The sequence below is a fragment of the Burkholderia sp. BCC1985 genome (assembly GCF_905339915.1).
GTDB lineage: Bacteria > Pseudomonadota > Gammaproteobacteria > Burkholderiales > Burkholderiaceae > Burkholderia.
Genome location: NZ_CAJPGY010000133.1, coordinates 1 through 469, shown reverse-complemented (window position 1 = coordinate 469; position 469 = coordinate 1). Strand labels below are relative to the sequence as shown.

The 469-nt window shown below is 65.5% G+C and carries 1 protein-coding gene; it reads left to right on the top strand.

Annotation, left to right across the window (positions count from 1 at the left end; translation table 11 throughout):
• Positions 1–469 (top strand): amidohydrolase family protein (locus U4Z31_RS36980; RefSeq protein ID WP_321813002.1); only part of this gene is annotated, 469 nt, incomplete at both ends.

Below are 469 nucleotides of genomic sequence, written 5' to 3'. Positions count from 1 at the left end.
TGGCTTTACCGAACACCAGTTCGCCGAGAAGCGCCTGCCGACGATCGAGGAACTCAACGCGGCCGCGCCCGATACGCCGGTGTTCATCCTGCACCTGTACGATCGCGCGCTGCTGAACGCGGCCGCGCTGCGCGTGGTCGGCTACACGAAGGACACGCCCGAGCCGCCGGGCGGCACGATCCTGCGCGACGCGGCCGGCAATCCGACCGGCCTGCTGCTCGCGAACCCGAACGCGACGATTCTCTACGCGACGCTCGCGAAGGGACCGAAGCTGCCGTTCGAATACCAGTACAACTCGACGCGCCACTTCATGCGCGAGCTGAACCGTCTCGGCGTGACGGGCGTGATCGATGCGGGCGGCGGTTCGCAGAACTATCCCGACGATTACGAAGTGATCCGCAAGCTGCACGATGCGGGCGAGATGACGATCCGGATCGCGTACAACCTGTTCACGCAGAAGCCGAATGCC